This is a genomic window from Chryseobacterium sp. CH21 (genome assembly GCF_004119445.1).
GTDB lineage: Bacteria > Bacteroidota > Bacteroidia > Flavobacteriales > Weeksellaceae > Chryseobacterium.
The window spans coordinates 1-23093 of record NZ_QICI01000036.1 but is presented as its reverse complement, the minus strand read 5'-3'; the positions used below and the strand labels follow the sequence as shown (position 1 = coordinate 23093).

Sequence of the window (23093 nt, the reverse complement as noted above, 5' to 3'; positions counted from 1 at the left end):
TTTAAAATTTATCCCAAAATATTTTTGTAGATACTTTATCACCTCCAATTTTTGAAGCTGCTGCATTCACATTTTTAGCATTAAGAAGATACTCCTGATCGGAATAACGCATTCTTACAGGTACTGATTCTACAACAGAACCTCCAGGATTTTGGAAAACAGGAAAATCCAGTCTTCTTGCAAAATTCCATGCCTGGAATCCTTTATTGAACATTGCTATCCAAGCTTGCTCACCCACAGATTTTTTCCAGTTAGCAGCATTATATGGATTAGCAGCTATAAAAGTATTTGCAGTAGCTTCAGTAATACCATACTCAGTCATTGATGCTTTAATTGCAGATTGATATAAATTAGCAGCAGTATCACCAACACTGAAACCTCTTGCAGCAGCTTCAGTTCTTAAAAACTGAATTTCAGAATAATCTAATAAAAAGCCTTGTGCATTTTCTCCAGAAATTACGTTTGTAAAGTGAGAGTAATCTTTGAAAATGTTCTGGTCTCCATAAACTCCACCAACATAAGCACCAGCTACCTGCGTAAACCACGTTGCTCTTCTTGGGTCAGATGTAGTATTCATGAAATCCACAAGAATATCAGAAGGAACAAAGTCATTTCTTCCTGACTGAATTACATCCTGATAAACAGGGTTTGACAATAATCCTGATGGGAAAGTCTGCAATCCGAAATTATCCATTTTGTCTGTAAATAATCCCGCAGTGTAAGCAGCCTCTGCATAACTTTTAGCTAAAGCAGGGTCAGAATCTGCTAAGGTAACAGCCATTCTGAACTTCAGGGAATTACCCATTTTCTTCCACTTCGTCATGTCTCCTTTATAGATCAAATCCTTGTCATATCCACTACCAGAAGTATTAATCATGGCAATGGCAGCATCAATTCTCTTAATAAGATCGAGATATACTGTTTTGGCATCATCATAAGGAATTTCCGCACTTCCGGGATTTTCAGCCGTAGCCTTCAATGCTCCGAAATAAGGAATATCGCCATATGTATCAACTAAATTAGCCCATGCATAAACATTTACTAATTCAATCATTGCAATATTATTGTTCTTAGTAATAGGATCTACACTTTCACTTTCCAGGAATCTTCTCGCATCTCTTAATGCAGATAATACTCCTGGCGAATTAATTGTAGCAGATGCAGATGCCATCATACGATTATAGTGATTTCTTGGAATTGGTCTTGTCACCATATCATAATTGGTCTCATCCGTATAGGTAGTTTCTGACCATTGCTGTGTAAAAAACCTTGTAATGTTACGGTTTACATTGGCAGACAATAACTGATCAAGAAGGGCATGCTCAGCGCTGGCAAAAAGTACTCCTGAAGGAACTTCGGTTGGGTGTTTAGGATCTTCATTCAGTGAAGTGATATCTCTTTCACACGATGTAAATGTTAACGTTAATGAAGCTAAACCTATAATTAAAAATAATTTTTTCATTTTCTAGAATTTTAAAGTTAAATCTATTCCAATATCACGAGTAGTAGGCAACACTCCGATGGAATTACCTTTAGCCCCTAAACCATTCCCTGTACCCGCTTCCGGATCTGCATAAGGTAAGTTTTTGTGGATAATCCAAAGGTTTCTCCCTACAATTGAAATCTTCGCCTCACGAATAGATGTATTAGCAAGGATTGATTTAGGAAGATTATATCCTATACTTGCTTCTCTCAGTTTTACATACGATGCGTCATAAATAAATCTCTTATTCGGCATTCTTCTATATCCGTCAACGTTACCAAAAGATCCAGGACTAATGGTAGGCGTAGTATTTACGTTTCCATTTGGATTAACTCCCGGATGCACAAGACCACTTTCTCTGTAATCAGCAGTTTCTGCGTAAAGACCAGTTGCTAAACCATAATACATATCGGTAGAGAATACATCACCTCCTTTTTTCACATCAATAAGGAAACTCACTGTAAAATCTTTATAACGGAAGCTGTTTCTGATACCTCCTACCCAATCTGGTGTGATATTTCCGATAACCTGGTTATTATTTCTAAGATAACGACCTGTAGCCGGATCGATTACTTTATCTCCATTTTCGTTATATACATAATCTGATCCTACCAAAGCTCCGAAAGACTCTCCTACACGTGCATTAAGAGATACTCCTCCCTGGTAGCTTGCTATTAGGTAATTCTGAGAATCACCATTTAACTTGATAACTTTATTTTCATTTTTAGACCAGTTTACGTTCACATCCCAAGTAAAATTATCCGATTTAAATGGTGTACCGTTTAACTGTACTTCGATCCCTTTATTATCAATCTGTCCTGCGTTTACAAGGAATGTTCTATATCCCGTTGAAGAAGAAACCGGTAAGTTAATAATCTGGTCAAATGTTCTTGTTTTATAGATTGCAATATCAAAACCTAATCTATTTTTGAAGAACTGAGCTTCCATACCGAATTCAGTTTCTTTAGATCTCTGAGGCTTTAAGTTTGGATTTGCAAGGAAGTAAGGCTGATCAAATAAACCTTCACCTCTTGCTTTGAATGTATTTACCAATCTATAGTTATTAGTTGAAGACCCTACTTCAGCATAATTTGCTCTAACTTTCCAGAAGCTTAACCATGGCTGTTTTACAAATTCTGATAAAATAACTGCACCGGTAACAGAAGGATATCCATAGCTGTTATTTCCTTTTGGTAAGTTGGAAGACTGGTCTACACGATAAGTACCATCCACAAATAAGAAGTTCTTATACCCAAAAGACGCTGTAGCATACAAACTCGAAGTTACCCATTTTGCATAGTTTTCATCAGGAGGAAGTATTGTTCTTACTGAATTGGATATTGCAAACAGGCCTGGTTTTGATAAACCTCCTTCTGTGCTCATAAAAATATTGTCAATAAGGTTTCGTCTAACGTTCCCCCCTGCAATACCACTCACATTCAAGTCAGGAGTGATATCAAATTTATAATTAGCAAATAAATCGAAGTTGATTTCGGTATTTTTCACATTGGTTCTCGCATATCCGGAACTTACGTTAAGCTGAGAAGCACCAAATGCCTGAGGAAGAGATCCATTCATTAATCTCTCTTCTACAACCATCTGTAAATCATCATAAGATAATTTTCCGGTAATTCCGAAGTTCTTGGAAACATCATATTTCAACTGAGCATAGCTGAATATTCTGGTTCTGTCATCAGACTGATAGTTCTGATATCTTTGGAAATAAGGGTTATTCCAATATTGAGGAGTTCCATCAGCAGCTGTAGATCTGTTCCATGAAAAATTACTGTTTCCATTGTTAGCATAAGCATTTCTTAATGCCAATACATCTACGTTGGTCTGCCACCACTGTCTGAAACCAGAAACAATATTATCAGAATAACCTGTTTCATTACGTCCTCTTGTACCTTGTAAAGTTAAAGTAGTGAAGACAGAGGCATGTAGTTTATCTGTAAAATCATGATTAAACTTCGCTGAAATCGTATTTTTTCTAAGCTCTGAATTAGGCATTAAACCATTGGAAAGCATATTGGAATATGATAAGGAAAGATTTGAAGTTTTATTTCCTTTTTCAATGGTGATTGTATTAATATAGGTGACTGGCGTATCAAAAAATTTAATAGGACCGTTTTTCGCAGCAACCCAAGGTGTAGCTTTTCCATAGTTTGGAGAAGAGGGATCAAATGAATCCCATTGATACACTAATTGATTAGGATTAAATGCAGGTCCGTAAGATGCATCATCTACAAAGTTAGCATAATTGTAGCCTCCAGGTCCAGGATCTTCGTTCCACGCCTGGCCACCGTATCCTGCTCCATATTTTGTCTGATAAGTAGGGAAAGTAGATTTATCAATAAATCCAGCAGTGATTCCTGAATTTAGAGTAATCCCCCAGCTTCCGTCATTATTTCCTCTTCCGCTTTTCGTTACAATCAAGATTACCCCATCACTTCCTCTTTCACCATACAATGCAGAAGCAGCAGCACCTTTCAGTACGTTTACAGATTCAATATCCTCCTGATTGATATCTGAAAGGAAATTACCATAATCGAATACAGATCCGGTTACAGTATTATTGTTAACCGGTGAACCATCAATTACAATAAGTGGAGACCCTCCCGACAGAGATTTATATCCTCTGATCAAAAGGTTCGCAGATCCGCCAAAGTTGTTGTTTGTATTTACCTGTAGTCCGGCCACCTTACCTGAAAGAAGAGATGCTACGTTACCGGTATTGGTAGTTCCACCGGTTAATTCTGCAGCCTTAACTTCTTCAGAAGCATAACCAAGAGATTTTTTCTCTCTTTTAATCCCGAGTGCGGTTACAACCACCCCCTCAATTTCTTTTGTTTTAATAGTATCATTCTTTTGCTGAGCATTGGCAACAGCAATTGAGGAAGACATTACTAAAACAAGAAGACTTGCTGTTAGTTTCTTCATATCAAATTAATTTTTATGACTTTACAAATTTGTAAAACTTTCTTAATACCACAAAGAAAAATATACAAAAATTACAACTTATTCAATATTTTAAAATAAAAGCAATCAATAAATTATTAAAATAAGTTAAAAACAAGATATTTAACAAAAACACCTCATCTAAAACTTATTTTTTTTAAGAAATAATAACAATCAATTAAATTGATATAATCTATATTTTAAATTCTATTATTACTATAAACAAACTGAATATCAATCTATTAAAAACTATAAATACAAAAATCGCAAAAAAACAAAATTAATCCTATGCAAAGCATATTTCCATATTTGAAGAAATATTGAATCTATTAAACAAAAAAAACCGCCCGAAGGCGGTAAAATATATTGAAATTTGAAATTACAAAAATTAATTTCTTGCCCAGAATGGGGTATACTGATTTTTACTAAATACATCTGCATTACTAATAGCAGGTACGTTACTAGCATTACCAATATACTCAGAAAGAGGATAAATTAATCTATTAGGTTTTGGATTTGAAGCAATTGTCGCTAATGGCGTTACAGGGAACCCTGTTCTAGTATAATCAAAGAAAGATTGTTCTGGGTTAACACCTGTTAAAGCAATCCATTTCTGAGTCATAATCGCCTCTAATTTATTAGCATCTGTTCCTGTCCACCCTAGACCAGCAACACTTTGAATTGCTGTAAGATAAGCAGCAGATCCAGTAGCCCCGAAGAAATCATACGACGCAGTAACCGCTGTTGTAAAGTTACCTGAAGCATTTGAGAACAAGCTTGGATATCTTAAAGCAGCTTCTGCTTGTAAAAATTTAGATTCCGCTCTACTCATAATACAACCAGACTTAGCTGATGCTTTAGCTACATAATCTGCAGTATCATCTGAACCATTTGGCAATTTTTTAGGAGAATCTTTACCAATTGTAATACCATAATTAAATCTGGAAATAGCCGCTGGTACTCCCGGTTGCCCTGGTAAGTTTCCTTGTCTGATACCCGAAACCTTACCACCTATAAAAGTAAACATTCTTGAACTTCTTCCATCTACAATTCCATTGAATTTTTGATATACTGGCCTGGTATCTCCTGCTGAATTACCATTTAAAACAAGTGCTATATGTTCAGAAGCAACATTAATAGAATAGTTAACAGCTCTGGTTCCAGAGCTCACATACACATAGAAGTTAGTGAATGGATTTTGCTGTGCATCATTAGCTGCAGAATATCCAGGATTTTCTAAAACATCTTCATCAATGAAATCAGCCCCACTCAACTTAGCCAATTCTTGATCTCTAAATGCAGCCATATCACCTGTTACATTGGACATTCTTAACAAATATCTTAATTTTAATGTATTAGCAAAAGAAATCCATTTATCGGTGTCACCTCTAAAAACAATATCATTAGTTGGGGTATCTCCTAGACCTGTTTCTAATGTTTTGATAGCATTATCAATATCCGTTATAGACGCCTTATAAATATTTTCTCCTTTATCATACTTAGGTGTCAAATTATCTTGTCCTTTAAAAGCTTCAGAATAGGGCATATCACCATACAAATCTGTTAATATCTGTATATAATTTGCCTTCATAATCTTAGCAATAGCTTTATGCTGAACGTATTTATTAGTAGGATCATTGTAAGTAATCACTTTTTCAAAGTTAGCTATACCTCTGAAAAGACTATCCCAAACATCGTTATAAAATGTATTGGAAACGTTAGGCTTATAATCGTCAATAAATGGAGCACCATATACTAATGAATTCCCCGCAGTCGAGTTCATAACTACACTAGCAAACCTGTTTAATGTCTGAGATTGCTTCTCATAAGTAGATGTAATACCAACAGGAAGCAATTCGTTAGGAGTAACTTTGTCAATTGAAATATTATTAGGATCTTCATTGATATCAAGATATTTGTCACATGACACAGAAGCAAACAACATTGTTAGAGATAAAACTGCCGTTGTTAATTTTATATTTTTCATAATTTTTTAAATTTTAGAATGTCGCTTTTAAGTTAATTCCGAAAGATCTTTGAGAAGGATATTGTCCTGCAAAGGCAATACCTGCTCCGTTACCACTTGTATAAGACGTTTCAGGATCAGCATAATTTCTGTTTTCTTTTGAATACACAAAGAACGGATTTCTAGCAAACAAACCTACAGTAATACCATTTACAAAAGTGGATGACAATACAGATTTCGGAACATCATAAGATAAAGCAATTTCTCTTACTTTGAACGCAGTTGCATCTAGCACCATTGGCTCACCCAATCTTTGTAAAGACTGTGAACTGAAATAACCAGCTACTCCATCATAATCTGCTGTTCCTCCTACAGGAGTACTGTTCTGAACATACTGCCCGCCTACCAATTGAACAGAATTAGGGATCACATATCCTTTACTTCTGTCAAAACCAGCCGTTTCTTCGCTAGCTCCTGCGAATGTTAAGATACTTTTACCAAGTGAAGCAAATTTACCCCCCTTACGGTAATCCATCGTTGCAGAAAGCGTAAATCCTTTAAATTTAAGAGAAGTATTAAAACCAAGCGTATAATCCGGAGTTACTCTTCCCATACTGCTCAATTTAGTATTTTGTAATGGAACTCCATCAGCTCCTACAATAATTCTTCCCTGGTCATCTCTCTGGAAAGTTGTTGCTTTGATAACCTGCAGATCAGACCCTTTAATTGCAAAGACTCCAATTCCAACAGTTTGATAAGGCACTGCAAGAGCAACTTCATCTAATCCGTTAGGTAAGTCAATTACTGTAGATCTTGATTTAGCAAAAGAGGCTCTTACATTCCAAGTAAAGTTTTGAGATTTAAATGGAGTAAGTCCTAAGTCAATTTCAAATCCTCTCATTCTGGTCTTACCAAAATTATCTTTCAAGTTGCTTATACCTGAAGCATTTGAAACGTTCGCATTAGTAATCAAATCTTTAGTATCTGATTGATAAATTGAACCTTCTAATGTAATACGATCATTTAAGAAACCTAACTGAACATTCAAGTCATATGTAGAAATAAATTCAGGCTTAATTGTTCTATTAGTCTGTGTTGCATCAACTCCATATCCAGGTAGATTAGGGAAAGGATAACCAGAAGGAGCAATACCTACATTAGATGTTTCATAAGGTAAAATAGCTGATGTATTCCCAACCTTAGTATATCCTGGTGCAATTTTAATATAATTGATGATATTATTACCTTTCAAAGCTTCAAAAGCCTTTGTAGGTATAAATGAAAGACCTACAGAGTAATAAGGATATGATTTATTATGAACCTGACCATTATAATAAGTAGACAATACTGAACTTTCTTCAATTCTGAAAGTAGAGTTCAAGAATAAATAATCTTTGTATGATAAATCTAAGTTGGCAAATCCAGCAATAGTTCTCTGTCTTGTTGTAGTATTCTCAAAAAGGATGTTATCCAATGCAGAAGCTCCTGTTGAGTTTCCTGGCTGGATAAGATTAGTTACGTTTCTGATATCATACCATCCCGGAACCACCAAGTTTGTACCTCCCATTGATCTGGCAGTTCTATAGCTATCCTGAATGTTATTACCAATGTTCAACTTCATATTAATATTATCCGTAAGGTCATAATTAAAGTTTAACATTAAGTCACCATAGTAACTTCTTGTACTAACAGTACGGTTGATATAGTATGAATCAAAATTAGAATTCCCGGTATAATCTTGTAATGTACCTCCGTCTAATACAAGTCCACTTCCTGAGTAAACCTGAGTAGCCTTGAAACCATCATCGTGATTATCAGATCTGGAGTTATTTAAATATAAGTTTCCAGTATATGTTAAATTAATATTTTTATTGAAGTCATATTGTAAAGCTAAAATTCCGGATAAATAATCATTAACCGTATTTTGTCTTGTATGCTCAAGCTGATAATATGGATTCTTAGTAAAAGCAGAAAGGCCGCCTTCAACACCAGAATTTCTGTATTTTCTAATATCATTCATTGAAGGCATCTGAAGGATGTCATTATACAAATCTGACCTAGATTGATTAGTAATTTTACTAATATAGTTGATAGTTCCATCAATTCTTAGCTTATCAAGCTTTTTTCCAGCTTTTACTAAGAAACTATTTTGTCTTAACTGATCACCTTCAACAACAAAGTCATTTTCTAGCCTGTTAATTGATAACATTGCATAAGAATCACTTCCGCCGGAATTAACTGTAAGTCCATTCTGAAAAATTACTCCGTTTTTGAAAAATTTAGAGAAATGATTGTTTATTGGAGCATATTTTTCATAGATAAAACTTCCATCAGCCTGTGGTAATCCCGATGGAACCATTTGTCCACCAATAGTTGGATCATTGTAAGCAGGTCCCCAGGACATGTTTTCAAAAGGAACGTAAGTAGTTCCATTATAATTGGGGTCCCCAGCACTAAAAGCAGGTTCATGCGGATACCCTTTACCGTATTGCTTTTGTATTATTGGAAATTTAAAAGCTTGACTCATCTGAATTGAAGAAGTAAGAGTAAATTGCATTTTCTCGCTCTTAGCTCCTTTCTTAGTAGTCACAATAATAACTCCATTCACACCTTGTTGCCCATAAAGCGCAGCACCTTGAAGACCTTTGATTACGTTTACATTTTCAATAACTTCAGGTGGTAGCTGAGCTAAAACAGAAGCAGAAGAAATAACATTATCAATTACAACCAGAGCCTCATTTCCTCCTGAGATTGATTTATTTCCTCTAATTACAATTCTACTTGATGCTCCTACACTATTATCAGTTTGTGTAATCTGCAATCCAGATACTTTACCAGTTAGAGCCTGAACAGCATTTGGAGCAGAGGCTTGGTTTAATTCCTTAGTACCTACTACTTGCTGTGCATTGGTAACAGCATCAGCTTTTTTCTTAATACCTAAGGCACCCGTAACTACAACTTCTTCAATAGTCTTTGTTTTCATTGTGTCTGACTCTTTTTGTTGAGCATTCACAATGAAATCAGACTACATTATTCAAAAAATTACAATAAAAAAACCAATTAACAATTTACGTATAAATCTTACAAAACAACCACGGAAACAACAAAATCAAAGAAGTAAACATCATTCAAATTCAAAAAAAAACACCAAAATGATACAATATTACAAATTAGCACATAATTATTCTTCTATCAAAAAAATATAAAAAAACACCAACAATCAAAAATAACAGTATAATTATCAAAAAAACACCTACTTTTAATAAAAAACTTCAATCTCAAATATTTACAAATCATCTACAAAAAATATTCTTATCATATCCTTTTACATTAGAAAAATCATCCAGCCAGATAATGAATTAATTATATTTGTTTTTTTAATTTTGCAACTATCATTTTAGATAAATATGGAGTTAATAAAAAACTGGTCAAACTTTTATATCGAAGCCGGGTGTGATGAAGTAGGAAGAGGGTGTTTAAGCGGGCCAGTTGTGGCAGCAGCAGTAATTTTAGATGATGATTTTAAACAGAATCTGGTTAATGATTCAAAAAAATTAACATTCAAAACGCGGATGGAACTAGACAGTTACATCAAAGATAATGTAAAAAACTATGCTATAGCAGAGCTTCCTCCTTCCTTTATTGATGAACATAATATCCTCAATGCAAGTATTCATGCCATGCATCGCGCTCTGGATAAACTAACCATAACACCGGAACTTATTTTGGTGGATGGTAATAAATTCCATCCCTACAACTACATTCCGCATCAATGCATTATTAAAGGAGATTCTAAAGTATTATCTATTGCAGCAGCCTCAATTCTTGCCAAAAACTACCGGGACAGATTAATGATTCAACTTCATGAAGAACATCCTGAATATGGTTGGGACACTAATTTTGGTTATGCTACGAAAAAGCATCAGGAAGCCCTTATTAAGTTTGGCCCTACTCCTCATCACCGACAATCATTTAGATTAAAATATGACTAAAAACAACTGATTTTCAATTATTAAATTCACACACACCGAACAAAAATTTAAAATCATTCTAAATAAAACCCCAAATAAAAAAGAGAAGCAATTTAAAAACTGCTTCTCTTTTTATGTTATAATTTAAGAATTATTTCTTTTTATTTCTTTGCTGCTCCTGAGTTTTTTGCTGCTCCTGAGCCTTCTCCATCATCTCTCTCATTCTCTTCTGGAACTTACCCTCTGCTTTTGGCTTTTCCTTATTAGACTGAATCTGAGCGTGGATTTTCTTTTCATCCAGAATCACATATTTAATAACAAGGATGATTAAAATGTTAATCGCATTCGATACAAAATAATACCACGAAAGACCTGAAGCCGAAGTGTTAAGGAAGAATAAGAATGTAATCGGGAAGATATACATTAATACTTTCATATTTGGCATTCCTTCCTGCTGAGGCTGCTGCATATTCCCTGAAGTCATTACGGTATAAATCAAAATAACCACGGTACAAGCTAATGCAAAAATACTCAAGTGATCTCCAAGGAAAGGAACTTTGAACGGAAGCTTGATCAAATCATCATATGCCGTCAAATCCTTTGCAAACCAGAACCCTTGCCCTCTAAGATCAATAAAGTTCGGAAAGAAACGGAATAAAGCATAGAAAATCGGAATCTGAACCAATGCAGGTAAACATCCGGCCATCTGATTCACACCGGCTTTTCTATAGATCTCCATTGTAGCCTGCTGCTTCTTCATTGGATCTGCATCCTTAAACTTAGCATTTGCTTCATCAATTTCCGGACGGATTACTTTCATCATTGCACTCAATTTATGCTGCTTATACATAATTGGTGAAAGGATAAGTTTTACAATGATCGTCATTACAAAAATCACCCAACCTGCTGATAATCCCCACGCAGCAATAATACCATATAACCACATGAAGAAATAACGGTTCATTGCTCCAATGAAAGACCAACCTAAAGGAAGAATCTCATCAAAGTTTTTATCATAAGATTTAAGCAATGGTAAATCTAATGGCATAAAATACCAAGTGAAGTCCTGGTTCAGCTCACTTCCCGTCATTTGAACAAAACCTTCGTAGTTGAGTTTCTTCAAATACTCTCCTTCTTCAACAGTTTCCTGGTTTCCTTTACTTTGGGTAAATCCGTTTTTAGCTTCAATTACTGAAGAGAAAAACTGCTGCTTCACCCCAATCCAGTTAAGGGTTTCTTTTTCTTCATCCATTGTAGTTCTTCCATCATAATCATAGTCTTTATAATTATTGAAAGCATAAGAAAATTCTGAGTGAGACTGCTCCTGAGCTCTACCCTTTTCTAAGTTTCTCACATTATAATCCCAGATGAAATCAGCTTTATTGTCTGAAGTAATTTTAGAAAGCCCCTGAGTTCTTACTTTAAAATCAAGAGTATATTTAGGAAGCAGCGTGTAAATAAACTGAATAACAGCACCATTGTAATCTGCAGTTAAGGTTACTGCATTACCGTTAACAGTAGGAGAGAAAACTAAATCTTTAGTATTAACAACCTTTCCTGTTTTGTCTTTAAACTGAAAACCGTAGTTTGAGTTATTTTTATTGATCAGATAAAGTGGCTGATCAGCATTGTCTGTTTTGTGGTTGTAGGCTTTATATTTTAAAAGCTCTACTTTAGAAACCTGCCCTCCTAAGCTTGAAAACTCAAGTTTCAATTCATTATTCCCAAGACTTGCTGTCTGGATTGCATTAGGAGTTACATTTGGATTGATATTGTTTGCCTGAGTTTGTTTTACGGCATTTTTTACCTGTTCCGTTTTCTGCTGCTGAGCTTTTAACTCCTCTTCTTTCATTTGTTTGTTCTGAAAGTAGAACATAAAACCGAAGAGAACCAGGCATAAAACCGCGAAACTAATCATTTGTTTCTTATCGATTCCGTTGTTTTGTTGCATTTTATTTTATATTAAAATTTTAAATTTAAAATATACGTACCTGCGTACGTAATTTGAGCTGACAAAAATACTGTTTTTTTATCAAAACTCTATGCTTTACGTTGTTACTATATAATAAACTCAAGCTGAGAATAATCAGCTTGAGTTTATGTGTAGACGTTTATGATAAAAATTTACCTTATTTCTTTTCGCAAGCCTTGATGAAAGCTCTGAACAGAGGGTGCGGTGTAGCTACCGTACTCTTATATTCCGGGTGATACTGAACTCCCACATAGAATGGGTGATCCGGAAGCTCAAGCGCTTCTACCAAACCTGTTTCAGGGTTAGTACCTGTAGCAAGGAAACCATTTTTCTCAAACTCCTGAAGATAATCACTATTGAATTCATAACGGTGACGGTGTCTTTCAGAAATATTTTTGGTTCCGTAGATATCGTTTAATTTAGATCCGTTTTTCAAGGTACATTTCCATGCTCCAAGACGCATTGTACCTCCTTTATCTACTACATTTTTCTGTTCTTCCATTAAGGAAATTACAGGATCCGGAGTAGCCGTATCAAATTCCATAGAGTTTGCTTTGGTATGTCCTAAAACATTTCTTGCAAATTCAATCGTCATGATCTGCATTCCTAAACAGATTCCTAACATTGGAATTTTATTTTCTCTTGCATATTTTGCAGTAAGAACTTTTCCTTCAATTCCTCTGTCTCCGAAACCTGGAGCTACAAGGATACCATTCACACCTTTCAGTGTATCTTTGATATTTTCTTCTGTAATATCTCCACTGTATACCCATCTTACTTTTACTTCCGTTTCAAGATCAGCTCCTGCATGTTTGAATGCTTCAGCAATAGAAATATAAGAATCCTGAAGAGAAACATATTTTCCTACCAATGCAATTTCAACAGTTTTCTTAGGATTCTGGAATTTCTTAAGGAAACTCTTCCAGTCTTTAAGATCAGCATCTTTATCACTTTTCAGATCCAGCTCTTTCAATACTACATCATCGAAATTCTGCTTCTGAAGATACATTGGAACTTCATAGATGGTTTCAAGATCTTTACATTCAATAACATTTTCTAAAGCAACGTTACAGAACTGAGCTAGTTTTGCTCTCTGATCTTTAGGAATTTTGTGTTCTGTTCTGCACACTAAAACATCTGCCATAATTCCGCTTTCCATCAATTGACGAACAGAATGCTGAGATGGTTTTGTTTTTAATTCTCCACTTGAAGCCAGATAAGGCAGTAAAGTAAGGTGAATTACCATAGAATTTTTCTCTCCTAACTCCCATTTTAACTGACGAACAGTTTCAATGTAAGGTAGAGATTCAATATCTCCGACAGTTCCTCCGATCTCAGTAATAATGATATCGTAGTTCTGCTTGGAAAGCATTTTAATTCTACGTTTAATTTCGTTAGTAATATGAGGAATTACCTGAACTGTTTTTCCAAGGAAATCTCCTTTTCTTTCTTTTTCGATTACAGTCTGGTAGATTTTTCCTGTAGTAACGTTGTTGTTTTGGGATGTAGGAGCATCAAGATAACGCTCATAGTGGCCTAAATCCAGATCCGTCTCCGCACCATCTTCAGTTACATAGCACTCTCCGTGCTCATAAGGATTCAAAGTTCCCGGGTCGATATTGATATAAGGATCTAGTTTTTGGATCGTTACGTTAAAACCGCGTGATTTTAGCAATAGTCCCAGAGAAGCAGACACGATTCCTTTTCCCAAAGATGAAGTTACACCTCCTGTCACAAAGATGTACTTTGTATTCTTTTTACTCATTAGATTAGGTTTGTGCAAAGTTATGGGAAAAAGAGATACAAAGCAATCTTTTACATTTTGAAAATGATAAAACATCCTTCAAACAATCATAAAACCTGATAAAAATTTTTATCTATATTTGATATAAGCAAATGAAACAAAGCAATAGCCATCATGATTTCCGTATACAAACTAAAACCAAAATTCCAGCAGCTCCTCACGCCTGTTTTATTATTTTTCCACAGAAATAATATTACAGCCAATCAGATTACCATCAGTTCTATCTTGTTATCTGTAGTGATTGGGATCTTATTCTGGAATGCAGATATTTCGAAATGGTTCTTCCTAAGTCTTCCAATAGGATTGCTTCTGAGAATGGCTTTAAATGCTTTGGATGGAATGATGGCAAGAAAATTCAATCAGACCAGTAAACTCGGAGAAGTTTTGAATGAAGTGGGTGATATTGTTTCCGATGTGATTATATTTTTCCCTCTTCTTAAATTTCAACCAGAGGGTTTATATCTTATTGTAATCTTCATCGTACTGAGCATTATTAATGAATTTACTGGACTAATAGGAAAAATAGTAGGAAAAGAACGTCGTTATGATGGCCCGATGGGAAAAAGTGACCGTGCCCTTATCCTTGGACTGTATGGTTTGTTAATGTTCTTCGAAGTAAATATTTCCGGTGTTTCTCAATATATTTTTGGAATTATCATTGCTTTACTCCTGATCAGCACGTATATCCGACTTAAGAAATCTCTGAATGAAGCCTGAAGAAAATAAATTTGCAGATGTTCCTCTAAGGGTAAAAACATGGATTTACATCATTATTGTTTTTGCGCTGGGGATCTCACATCCTATTGCCATGACCGTTTTTATTTCGTGGATAAGCTATCAGTGCTTTTTTGAATTTTCAAGGATGTTTAAAATCTATGAATCTCCTGTTGCTCCTTCGATTTTTATAGGAGTTTTACAGTTTTTCCTGCTTTATTTCTTGAATACTGAAGTCTACTTTTTATACAGTTTTCTTTTATCAGTCCTTATTTTATCCCGTTTTATACTGCGGAACACATCCAAAAAACATATGTATGGAACTACCATTGCTTTATTAATCTGCTTTTTTGCTTTTCCACATCTATTATGGATAAGGGATAACGTTGATGGATTGAGTGCCATTATTTTCATTGTTGTTGTGACGGAACTAAACGATGTATTTCAATATCTGATGGGAAAATTTTTCGGAAAACATAAAATAACTCCTCAAATCAGTCCAAATAAAACATTGGAAGGTCTCATCGGTGGTGTTTTTCTTACCATTGTGTTAAGTAATATTTTAGGATACTTTCTACTTAAAACTGATATTTTAACCAACAGTATTTTAGGACTGGTTCTGGGAATTTCAGGATTTTTTGGAGATATTTTCATATCATATTTAAAAAGGAAAACCGGCGTAAAAGATACTGGAACTCTTCTTCCAGGACATGGTGGTCTTCTCGACAGAATGGATAGTCTGATATTCAACGCTCCTCTATTCTTCTGGATATTCCCTCTTCTGATAAAATAGTAAGGCAATGACTGAAAAATTTAAAAGAGCAGTTATTTTCTCAGGTGGCGGAACAAGACTGATGATTTATCTAGGAATGTTTGCCGCTCTGGAAGAACTCGATCTCAAACCAGACATTCTGATTGCCTCCTGTGGCGGATCATTTGCCGCTACAATCATTAACGCTTTTCCTGATCATCTTTCCCGAAAGGAATATTTACAGTCTGAAGAATATTTTCAATTTGTTTCAGGCACCCTATTAACACGGCAAAAAAAACTTTCAGAAATAGGATTTTTCTCGTTGAAAAAAATGCTGGATAAAAGAAAAGCGCCTTTCATTGAGGATGTTTTCAACCGGTATCTTGTTGAAATGCCTCAAGACCTATCCCAATGTTTTCCATTTATCAAAAACGTTCAGTTTTCAAAAGAAATTCCTACCATAAATATTGGTTCTGAACTTCTTTTTACTCCAAACGAATGTGGACAGAAAAGAAATGAAAGAAAATTATATCAAAAAACAATTTTCACAGATCCTGAAACGGCAAAGAAAATCAATCCTGAAAAAATCATTGCTGATTCTGAGAGTTTAAAAAACAGTGCCGTTGAAGAATCTCCTAAAGTCATCACAGATTTTTCTCTACTTGAGAGCACACGCGCTTCTATTTCCGATATGTTTTATGTAGAGCCTGCATTTATTCAGGGAAAATATTTTGCAGGTGGTGCTATAGATCTTGTTCCTGTAGAAATAAGCCAATATCTGGCACAGGAAATTATCACCGAAAAAAACAGTCTTATAATCCGGTAGAAGAAGCACTTGTCCGTTCTGTCCTTGGATTCAGCGGAAATGCAAGACTTGCAGAAACCAACCAACTTTTATCCGGCTTCCAGATTGACACCATCAATATAAAACAAGAACTGGAAGGACATTATTTGAAAAAAGGAATTGACTGGAAAAAATTTGAGGTCAATTTTTCATTCCCGAAAAATTACCAGCAATTTGTAAAAGACATGGAAATACAATGGCAGTATGGGTTTAATCAAACAATAAAAAGTTTAAAAACAGATAACAAATACCTCAACTGAAGACGTGAGAATTCCCCTCCTCCGGAGGGGTGGCGAAAATTCAAAGAATTTTTGATGGGGTGGTTTTTAACACATACTTTTAAATTTCGGCTAAAGCCAATGGAAATATTTCATTTTTATAAATGGGCTAAAGCCCATTCCTATTGAATATCTTACTCTGATAAATAGTTGACATTAAAGTTTTAACGTTAGTCTAATTTCTCACTTTTAAAATCTATTTTTACATAAAATGAAAACCAGCAGACACTTATGAACGTTTTTATCGCAGGCGGAACTTCGGGTATTGGCTATGCATTGGCCAAACATTATCTTTCTAAAGGATATCATGTAGGAATCTGCGGAAGAGATCTTACCAAAATCACTGAAAATAATTCTAAAGATTTAAGAGCCTTTCAAACGGATGTTTGTGATATAAACGCCATGTTATCCACATTGCAGTCTTTTCTTGTGGATAAAAACGGACTTGACATTTTCATCAACTGTGCCGGAAGCTATGCAGAAGATGTAGCAGGAAGAATTACCTATGAAGAAGCCGAGGAAATGCTTCAAACGAACATTCTGGGAACCGTAAACTGTTTTGAAGCTGCGAGAAAAGTAATGAAGAACCAGCAAAAAGGAAGCATTGCTGTAATTGCGTCTGTTTCCGGAATACTGGAATATGAAAACTCCAGTTTGTATACGAAGACAAAACGTTCTGTTATTCAGATTTCGGATGCTTATCGTCGTGCATTGAAACCGTTTGGAATTTCTGTCACTACAGTTGCTCCAGGATATATTGACACTGAGAAATTAAGACAGCTTAACCAAAATAACTTAAGCAAAAAACCTTTTCTTACGAATATAGATACTGCAGTACATATTATCACTGAAGCCATTGAAAAACAGAAAAAACTCATTATTTTTCCCGTAAAAATGAAGTGGATGATGCAATCATTATCACTCCTTCCCTCTTCATTATTAAATATCATCATGTTCAGAAAGGCCAAATGGATGAAAAACGACTGACCATACAACAGAAGCTGTACGCCCTGACGCTTTGTGCCATTGTATTTATGATGGTTTATAATTTTGCAGCATGGTATGTTTCAAAACTGACAGAAGTTCCGTCTTTTGTTTTTGATTTTGAAAAATATATTCCCTTTATTTCGTGGAGCATTATTCCTTATATGACCAGCGGAATCTTTTTCTGTCTGGTATTTTTTTCTGTCAGAATAAAGAACAGCTGAAAGTTTTAACCCAAAGAATGCTTTTTGTAACAGTTATTGCAGGGATTTGTTTCTTATTATTTCCCTTAAAATTTTCTCTGCCAAAACCCGAGGTCAACAGCTCTATTTTGGGATATTCTTTTCAGTTTCTAAAAGCATTTGATTCTCCTTTTAATCAGGCTCCGTCGCTTCATATTGCTTATGCTTTTATCTTCTGGTCGGTTTTCAGGAATTTAAAAAAGGTAGAACGTTAATAAAGCTTTGGCTTATCCTGCTGGGAATTTCTACTTTGACGACTTACCAACATCATTTCATTGATATTATCACCGGAAGTCTTCTTGCCTATCTTAGTTTTATCATCTTTCCTTATAGAAAAAAGGATTTTATATACAGAAATTTTCATGTAGCCAACATCTATTTTTTATCGGGCTGGATCGTCATCTTAATAGCAATTCTTGTTGATCAATTCTTTGGAAAAGTAGGATTAGTTTTACTTTGGCCAAGTTTTATGATTCTTCTAATTGGCTATCATTATCAGAAAAACAGTATTTTCTTTTTAAAAAGTAAAGCAGGAAATATTCCATGGTTTAAAAAGATTTTCTATCTCCCATACCTGCTCCTGTATCAGCTATTTTGGACGTTTCTCAAAAAAAACAGAACTCCTGTGGAAATTATTCCCAGATTATACATTTCATCAAGACCTGATCGTGAAAGTCTGAAAGATTTCCGGGTTGACAAAACAACCATTGTTTATGATCTATCAGCTGAAATGGAAGAACTCACCATTATAAAAGATACAGTGAATTATTATTCTGTCCCATTTCTGGACATCGGAACATTTGATATTCAGGAAACACAAAAACTGGTTTCTGAGATCACACAACATTATCAACAGCTTCCGCCTGATGGAAAGATTCTGATCCATTGCACTATGGGATTCACCAGAAGTTCGGTGATCGGGATTTTAGTAATCAAAAATATTTTATCTTTACCTCTTACAGAAGCAATAACCATGATGAAAACCCACAATAAGCATGCTGTGATTCATACTTACCTGAAGGATTTTCTGAAAAAATTTTAAATTATGAACAGTGGACATTTTAAAAGTTTTGACAACAGTGAAATTTTTTATCGTGAATGGAACTACCAATCCCATCAGAAAACCATCATCATGATCCACCGCGGCCATGAGCATTCTGAAAGATTGAATGATATTGCCCAGTCTCCCCAGTTTTCAAAATACAACATCTTTGCATTTGACCTTCGTGGACACGGTCATACAAAAACTCAAACCTCATCCATATTTATGGATTATGTAAGAGATCTTGATGCATTCTCTAAATTTATCCATTCTCAATATAATGTGAATGTTCCGGATATGTTTGTGGTTGCCAACAGTATTGGCGGAGTGGTTGCTTCTGCCTGGGCACACGATTTCGCTCCTTCTATTGCAGGAATGGCTCTTCTGGCTCCAGCATTTAAAATCAACCTCATCGTTCCTCTCGCCAATGAAATGATTACATTGGGTACAAAGCTTAAGAAAGGACTGATCATTAAAAGTTATGTAAAATCCAAAATGCTGACTCATGATCCCGAACAACAAAAAGCCTATGACACAGATCCGCTGATCTCAAGATCTATTGATGCAGAACTTCTTATTGATCTGGCAAAAGCGGGAAAACGCCTGGTAGAAGATGCTGAAGCAATAGATACACCAACTTTAATTCTTGCTGCAGAAAAAGATCATGTAGTTTTCAATAAGGAGCAGAAAACATTCTATGAAAAGCTGGATACAGATTTGAAACATTATGAGGTTCTTCCTGACTTTTTCCATGGGATTTTATTCGATACCGGAAAGGAAAAAGTGTACGATAAAATTGCGGTTTTTGCTGAAAAATGTTTCAACAGACCGACAAAACAAGCTTCTCTTTCTCCTGATCGTTTTTCTGTAAAAGAATATGAAGATCTGCAAAATAATGTCGGGAATAACCTGAATTTCAAAATGCAAAAATTATCCTTAGGAAAGATTGGAAAAATAAGCAACGGAATGGCCATTGGTTTGAAATATGGTTTTGATTCCGGGGCTTCACTGGATTATGTTTATCAGAATCAGCCAAAAGGGAAATTTGGTTTTGGAAAAATGATGGATAAAAATTACCTCAACGCTATTGGCTGGAGAGGAATCCGTATCAGAAAACAACATTTACTTCAGCTTTTAGAACACAATATACAGACTCTAAAAAAACAGGGCAGATCTGTTAAAATACTCGATATTGCCGGCGGAACGGGAAATTATTTATTCAATATCAAAGAAAAATATCCGGATGCGGAAATCGTGATCAACGAATTTGTAAAGTCCAATATTGAGATTGGAGAAAAGGTCATAAAAGAAAAGAATTATCAGAATATCAGGTTTACTAATTTTGACTGTTTTGATCCACAAACCTATAAAAAACTGAATTTTGAACCCAATATCACCATTATCTCCGGAATCCTTGAACTTTTCGGAGATAACGAAATGGCGGGTAAAGCGATTCAGGGAGTGAATTCTATTTCGGAAAAGAATGCCTACATCGTTTACACGGGGCAGCCGTGGCATCCTCAATTAAAAATGATCGCCTATGTTCTGAATAATCATCAAAATAAAGACTGGATTATGAGAAGACGATCTCAGAAGGAGTTGGACAGAATAATGGCTTTTAATACTATTCAAAAAGAAAATATGTTGATTGATGACTTTGGAATTTTTACGGTTTCTTCTGGAAAAGTGAATGTTTCCAACTAGTTTTTAAATTTTAATCAGACTTTTTCATCAGCTTTTACCAATAAAAAAGGTTTTCCGATCAAATGGAAAACCTTTTTTGTTTTTTATATTTTGAAATATTATTGCTTTACCAGTTCAAAGTAAGCTGTTACTTCAACATCTTTCGCGATACCAGCTGCTGTTGGGTCATACTTGATTCCATAATCCAGACGATTTACGGTAAACTTTGTCTGAATTCCCATGATTTCTTTTCCATCCTTGTTCTTTGTAATTCCACCAAAGGTAACCGGAGCCGTAATCTCTTTCTCAACTCCTCTCATCGTCAGTTTCCCTTTAACAATATAATTATTGTTCTTATCTTTTGTAACGGAAGAACTTTTAAATTCAATGGTAGGATATTTCTCCACATCAAAAAAATCTTCACTTACAAGATGCCTGTCTCTTACGCTTACTCCGGTATTAACAGTAGCAACACTTACCGAGAAACTTAAATCAGCCTTATCCAGACTAGCACCACTAGTGGCAACTCTTCCGTCAAATTTATCAAATCTTCCCTGTACAAAGCTAATTCCCATGTGCTTAATATTAAAATTGACAGAAGAATGCATGTGGTCTGCTTCCCAGGTACCCTGTGCAAACGCAACAACACTTAAAAGCACAAATACGAAAGATAAAAATACTTTTTTCATTGTAATTATATTTTACATTACTATTTTAAATTGAACGAAGCTAAGATATGAAAGATATCTCTACCATTGACGGATTAGTTTTTAATATTAAATCCATTGAGACCTCGAAAGAAAAATGCTTTTTTTATAACTTCGCAGTATGGCAAAACTGAAAACAGCATATTTCTGTCAAAACTGCGGAACTCAATATCCTCAATGGCTGGGACAATGTAAAAACTGCGGACAATGGAATACTTTAGTAGAAGAGGTGGTTGAAAAACCTTCTCATAAAACTCCTCCTTTCTCAAAAACCAAGCAACATGTGATCAATATCGTTGAAGTGGAAACAAGTGAGGAACCAAGAATAAAAACTCCTTCCGAAGAATTGAATCGTGTTTTAGGAGGCGGAATCGTTTTAGGTTCCGTTACATTGATTGGTGGTGAACCCGGAATAGGAAAATCTACTCTGCTCCTTCAGCTTGCTTTGAAAATGAAAAAGAAAGTCTTCTATGTTTCCGGGGAAGAAAGTGCATCTCAAATTAAAATGAGAGCAGACAGACTGACGGATATTTTAAATCCAAACTGCTTCCTTTTTACAGAAACTTCATTGGAGAAAATCCTTCATGAAGCAAAGAAACTGGAACCGGATTTTATGATCATTGACTCCATTCAAACGCTGCAGTCTCAACTGATCGAAAGTTCTCCCGGAACAGTATCTCAAATTCGGGAATGCTCCAATGAGATCATCAAATTTGCCAAAGAAAACAACACCCCTGTATTCCTGGTTGGACACATCACGAAAGACGGGCAGATTGCCGGACCAAAAGTATTGGAGCATATGGTGGATGTGGTTCTGAATTTCGACGGAGACAGAAATCATCTTTTCAGATTATTGAGAGCGAATAAAAACCGTTTCGGATCTACTTCCGAGATTGGTATCTACGAAATGATTTCTCAAGGATTAAAAGAAATCAAAAATCCTTCTGAAATTCTGATTACCAAAAAATTTGAAGAACTTTCCGGTAACTCTGTAGCAGTAACTCTGGAAGGAAACCGGCCTATGCTATTGGAGATTCAGGCATTGGTAAGTACGGCTGTGTATGGTACTCCTCAAAGAAGCTGCACAGGATTTGATTCCAAAAGGTTAAATATGCTTTTGGCTGTTCTTGAAAAAAGAGCGGGTTTTCAGCTGGGTGCTAAAGACGTTTTCCTGAATATTACCGGAGGAATAAAGACTGATGATCCTGCACTTGATCTGGCAGTCATAGCTTCTGTACTTTCATCGAATGAGGATATTGCGATCTCAGAACATTACTGTTTTGCCGGAGAAATTGGTCTGAGTGGAGAAATTCGTCCTGTAGCACAGATTGAACAAAGAATTACCGAAGCCGAGAAACTTGGATATGAAAAAATATTTGTTTCCAATCTAAACAAAATTCCGAAGAGAAAATTTGGAATTAAGATTGAAGAAGTGAGTAAAATTGAGGATTTTCACGAGAGGCTTTTTTAATTGTGAATGGTCAATTTTGCTTCGCAAGTCAATAGTCAATTGATCTGTGGGCAGAAAATTCACAAGCGAAGAGAATTCAATATTGGTAAGATTGTGAATGGTCAATTTTGCTTCGCAGTCAATAGTCAATTGATGTGTAGACAGAAAATTCACTAGCAAAGCGAATTCAATATTGGTAGGATTGTGAATGGTCAATTTTTGCAGCTGTACGTCAAAGTCGGAT

16 protein-coding genes are annotated in these 23093 nt (G+C 35.2%); 9 read left to right on the top strand and 7 right to left on the bottom strand.

Annotation, left to right across the window (positions count from 1 at the left end; genetic code table 11):
- Position 1: 1 nt before the first annotated feature.
- The 4 genes from BOQ62_RS06200 to BOQ62_RS06185 all read right to left on the bottom strand — a co-directional run bounded on the left by BOQ62_RS06200 (position 2) and on the right by BOQ62_RS06185 (position 9390).
- Positions 2-1462: a SusD/RagB family nutrient-binding outer membrane lipoprotein gene (locus BOQ62_RS06200; protein WP_129038001.1), complete on the bottom strand. Its 1461-nt coding sequence runs from the start codon at positions 1460-1462 to the stop codon at positions 2-4.
- Between the two features lie 3 nt (positions 1463-1465).
- A complete protein-coding gene (locus tag BOQ62_RS06195; RefSeq protein WP_129037999.1) occupies positions 1466-4423 on the bottom strand; it encodes a SusC/RagA family TonB-linked outer membrane protein in 2958 nt (985 codons plus the stop codon).
- Between the two features lie 406 nt (positions 4424-4829).
- Complete coding sequence (locus BOQ62_RS06190; protein WP_129037997.1) at positions 4830-6428, bottom strand: SusD/RagB family nutrient-binding outer membrane lipoprotein; 1599 nt, start codon at positions 6426-6428, stop codon at positions 4830-4832.
- A gap of 13 nt (positions 6429-6441) precedes the next feature.
- Positions 6442-9390: a SusC/RagA family TonB-linked outer membrane protein gene (locus BOQ62_RS06185; protein ID WP_129037995.1), complete on the bottom strand. Its 2949-nt coding sequence runs from the start codon at positions 9388-9390 to the stop codon at positions 6442-6444.
- A gap of 424 nt (positions 9391-9814) precedes the next feature.
- Here BOQ62_RS06185 and BOQ62_RS06180 point away from each other — a divergent pair, with 424 nt between their 5' ends.
- Complete coding sequence (locus tag BOQ62_RS06180; RefSeq protein WP_129037993.1) at positions 9815-10399, top strand: ribonuclease HII; 585 nt, start codon at positions 9815-9817, stop codon at positions 10397-10399.
- Positions 10400-10529: 130 nt separating this feature from the next.
- Here the strand turns inward: BOQ62_RS06180 and yidC are convergent, their stop codons facing one another.
- Both yidC and BOQ62_RS06170 read right to left on the bottom strand, forming a co-directional pair.
- On the bottom strand, positions 10530-12329 hold the full coding sequence (yidC, locus tag BOQ62_RS06175; RefSeq protein ID WP_129037991.1) for a membrane protein insertase YidC: 1800 nt from the start codon (positions 12327-12329) through the stop codon (positions 10530-10532).
- A gap of 178 nt (positions 12330-12507) precedes the next feature.
- On the bottom strand, positions 12508-14115 hold the full coding sequence (locus tag BOQ62_RS06170; protein WP_129037989.1) for a CTP synthase: 1608 nt from the start codon (positions 14113-14115) through the stop codon (positions 12508-12510).
- A 153-nt stretch (positions 14116-14268) separates the two neighbouring features.
- Here BOQ62_RS06170 and BOQ62_RS06165 point away from each other — a divergent pair, with 153 nt between their 5' ends.
- The 7 genes from BOQ62_RS06165 to BOQ62_RS06130 all read left to right on the top strand — a co-directional run bounded on the left by BOQ62_RS06165 (position 14269) and on the right by BOQ62_RS06130 (position 20713).
- Positions 14269-14871, top strand: a complete 603-nt coding sequence (locus BOQ62_RS06165) for a CDP-alcohol phosphatidyltransferase family protein (RefSeq protein ID WP_129037987.1) — start codon at positions 14269-14271, stop codon at positions 14869-14871.
- Complete coding sequence (locus BOQ62_RS06160; RefSeq protein WP_129037985.1) at positions 14861-15661, top strand: phosphatidate cytidylyltransferase; 801 nt, start codon at positions 14861-14863, stop codon at positions 15659-15661. Before BOQ62_RS06165 ends, BOQ62_RS06160 begins: the two co-directional genes overlap by 11 nt.
- A 7-nt stretch (positions 15662-15668) precedes the next feature.
- A complete protein-coding gene (locus tag BOQ62_RS06155; RefSeq protein WP_228413766.1) occupies positions 15669-16445 on the top strand; it encodes a patatin-like phospholipase family protein in 777 nt (258 codons plus the stop codon).
- A 527-nt stretch (positions 16446-16972) separates the two neighbouring features.
- The gene (locus BOQ62_RS06150) at positions 16973-17728 is read left to right on the top strand and encodes an SDR family NAD(P)-dependent oxidoreductase (protein WP_129037983.1); all 756 of its coding nucleotides are present in this window, start codon (positions 16973-16975) and stop codon (positions 17726-17728) included.
- A complete protein-coding gene (locus BOQ62_RS06145) occupies positions 17710-17949 on the top strand; it encodes a hypothetical protein (RefSeq protein WP_129037981.1) in 240 nt (79 codons plus the stop codon). Before BOQ62_RS06150 ends, BOQ62_RS06145 begins: the two co-directional genes overlap by 19 nt.
- A 268-nt stretch (positions 17950-18217) precedes the next feature.
- Entirely contained in the window at positions 18218-19009 is a 792-nt protein-coding gene (locus tag BOQ62_RS06135) for a dual specificity protein phosphatase family protein (RefSeq protein ID WP_129037977.1), read from the top strand.
- Positions 19010-19012: 3 nt separating this feature from the next.
- Complete coding sequence (locus BOQ62_RS06130) at positions 19013-20713, top strand: bifunctional alpha/beta hydrolase/class I SAM-dependent methyltransferase (protein WP_129037975.1); 1701 nt, start codon at positions 19013-19015, stop codon at positions 20711-20713.
- A gap of 98 nt (positions 20714-20811) precedes the next feature.
- On the opposite strand, the gene BOQ62_RS06125 is transcribed toward BOQ62_RS06130, so the two are convergent.
- Positions 20812-21381, bottom strand: coding sequence for a YceI family protein (locus BOQ62_RS06125; RefSeq protein ID WP_129037973.1), 570 nt, complete (start codon positions 21379-21381; stop codon positions 20812-20814).
- Between the two features lie 139 nt (positions 21382-21520).
- Here BOQ62_RS06125 and radA point away from each other — a divergent pair, with 139 nt between their 5' ends.
- Entirely contained in the window at positions 21521-22870 is a 1350-nt protein-coding gene (gene radA, locus BOQ62_RS06120) for a DNA repair protein RadA (RefSeq protein WP_129037971.1), read from the top strand.
- Positions 22871-23093 lie beyond the last annotated feature (223 nt).